This is a genomic window from Labrys sedimenti (assembly GCF_034424805.1).
GTDB classification, from domain to species: domain Bacteria; phylum Pseudomonadota; class Alphaproteobacteria; order Rhizobiales; family Labraceae; genus Labrys; species Labrys sedimenti.
The window spans coordinates 1-2,683 of record NZ_JAXOUF010000058.1 but is presented as its reverse complement, the minus strand read 5'-3'; the positions used below and the strand labels follow the sequence as shown (position 1 = coordinate 2,683).

General features: G+C 66.2%; 2 protein-coding genes. Both read left to right on the top strand.

Annotated elements, in window-relative coordinates:
- Positions 1–368: 368 nt before the first annotated feature.
- Positions 369–593 carry a hypothetical protein gene (locus tag U1R88_RS35280; protein WP_322435530.1) on the top strand — a complete coding sequence of 75 codons (225 nt, stop codon included), beginning with the start codon at positions 369–371 and terminating at the stop codon, positions 591–593.
- Positions 583–2,652 carry a recombinase family protein gene (locus tag U1R88_RS35275; protein WP_322435529.1) on the top strand — a complete coding sequence of 690 codons (2,070 nt, stop codon included), beginning with the start codon at positions 583–585 and terminating at the stop codon, positions 2,650–2,652. Before U1R88_RS35280 ends, U1R88_RS35275 begins: the two co-directional genes overlap by 11 nt.
- Positions 2,653–2,683: the final 31 nt, after the last annotated feature.

The window sequence follows — 2,683 nt, the reverse complement described above, 5'->3', positions numbered from 1 at the left end:
TCGTTGTACAACAGGGCTTGAGAACGCCCACGGGACCGCATTCCGGGAAGTTCTCTATCCGTATCATCCGTGGTTCGGCCGAGTGGTCGGTGTTCACGGCGTCGTGGCGAAGTGCGACGGCGTGTATTTTCGCTGCGCGGCGGACGGCGGCCGTGGGGAGCGCTGGCAGGAGGTTCCGGCCTGGATGTTCGAGCGGGCGTCATGCCCCTGCGATCCTCAGCTAACCGCTGCCCCCTTCGTCAGCTTGGACGCGCTCGGGGCGCTGTCGGCGCTGCTCGATCGGACGTTGAAGACGTCGGGGGCATCATCGAATGCCCCGCTTTCGGGCGCATCCCGGTGCTCTCACGACCAGATTCGGGGAGAGGCCCATGCGAACGACGGCGGCGACCAGCGGCAAGCCCAAGCGGCCGCGCGGGCATCAGCAGATGGATTTGTTCGACAGCGCCCGGCCGGCGGCCGGGGGCGCGCCGCTCTGGCCGGAGTTGCCGGAACGAGCACGGTCGGCGCTGACGGAACTGATGGCGCAGTTGATCCTCGCCCACGCCGCCAAGGCCGCTCCGCCTCCAGCAAGGGAGGTCGGTGATGATGTCTGAGAAGGTCCGGCCTCACCACCTCGAGCGCAAAGCGATCCTCTATGTGCGCCAGTCCTCCGCCCACCAGGTGCTGCACAACCGCGAGAGCGGCGCGCTGCAATATGCCATGCGGGACCGCCTGACCGCGTTGGGATGGGCGCAGATCGAGGTGATCGATGACGATCTAGGCCGCTCCGCTGCGGGTTCCGTCCAACGTGCGGGCTTCGAGCGGATGGTGGCGGAGGTCTGCCTCGGCAAGGTCGGTGCTGTCTGCGCGCGCGAGGTCTCGCGCTTCGCCCGCAACAGCCGCGATTGGCAGCAACTGATCGAGATGTGCCGGGTCGTCGATACGGTGCTGGTCGATCAGGAGACGATCTATGCGCCACGCCGCGGCGACGATCGCCTGCTGCTGGGGCTCAAGGGCAGCCTCAACGAGTATGAGCTCGATCTTCTGCGTCAGCGTTCGTTGGCCGCTCGTTACGCCAAGGCGCGCCGGGGTGAACTAATCGTCTGCGCGCCGATCGGCTTCGTGAAGGCGGACGATCGCTATGAGAAGGATCCGGACCGGCGCGTGCAGGAGGCGATCATGCTGGTCTTCGACAAGGTCCAGGAACTCGGCAGCGCGCGCCAGGCGCTGTGCTGGCTGCACGAACATGATCTTGATCTGCCGGTGAAGCAGCGTAACGGCGACACGACCTGGCGGCGGCCGAACTATGCTGCCATCCACCGGATCATCGAGAACCCGATCTACGGCGGCGCCTACGCCTATGGTAAGACCAGCGCTGCGCCGGCCTATGCAGCCGACGGCATCAGGGTGAAGATCCGTCGCAAAACACGGGACGAGTGGCTCGCCCTGAAGCCCGGCGCCCATGAGGGCTATGTGAGCTGGGAGAGGTTCGAAGCGATCCGCACGATGGTGGCAGGCAATGTTCCGACCAGCAGGCATCACGGAGCGCCCAAGCATGGCGAGGCGCTGCTTTCAGGCTTGATCCGCTGCCGGCGCTGCGGCCGCAAGCTGACGCTGCGCTATACCGGGGCCAAGCACGGCATCCCGCGCTACAGCTGCAGCCGCGCCTGGATGGATCATGGTGGTCCGTCCTGCATCGCCTTCGGCGGTCTGCGCGTCGACGACGCGATCGAGGCGGCGCTGCTCGGCGTGGTCGGACCTGGGGCTGTCGCCGCGGCGCAAGCAGCCTCGTCACAGGCGACCCGGCAGAGGGATCAGGTCCGCGACGCCCTTGGCCGGGATCTGGAGGCGGCGCGTTACGCCGCCGACCGCGCCTTCCGGCAGTACGATGCCGCCGATCCGGCCAACCGGCTGGTGGCCGGCGAACTCGAAGCGCGCTGGAACAGGGCGCTCGCCCAGATGGGAGAGATTGCGAGCAGGATCGCCACGCATGATGCGGCCAGGCCCGCGACAAGCATCGCCCCCGCCGCGCGCGGGTTGCTCGCCTCGAACCTGCAAACCGTGTGGTCGGCGCCGACGACCGACGCCCGGCTCAAGAAGCGAATCGTCCGTATCCTGATCCACGAAGTGGTCGCCGATATCGACGACGACACGTCGGAGATCGTTCTGGTTGTGCACTGGGCTGGGGGATCTCACAGCGAGATGCGGCTGCCGAAGCGCCGGCGCGGGCAGCGCAACAGCACTTCGACCGACATTGTCGCAGCCGTGCGTGAGCTGGTGCTGGTCGCCGGCGACGACCTGATCGCCGGTCTCCTCAACCGCAACGGCCTGAAGACCGGCAACGGCAACCGCTGGACACGCGAGCGCGTCACCTCCATGCGATCGAACTATCGTATTCCGGTGTTCAGACCCGCTACCGATGGCCTGGAACCTTGGCTCAACCTCACCGACGCCGCCAGGATCCTCAAGGTCTCGACCAAGACGCTCAGGCTCGCCGCCGAAGCCAACGAGATCGAAGCCATCCATCCCCTGCCGGACGGACCTTGGATCTTTGCGCGCGCCGCATTGGTCACAGAGAGAGCCCAATCCATCACCACACGGGCGCGCCAAAACCCCAAATACCCCGCGGGATCGCATCCCGCACAGAAAAGCCTCTTCTCTTCAATCACATAGACAGATGGGTGTTCTGATGCGCGGTTGTAGT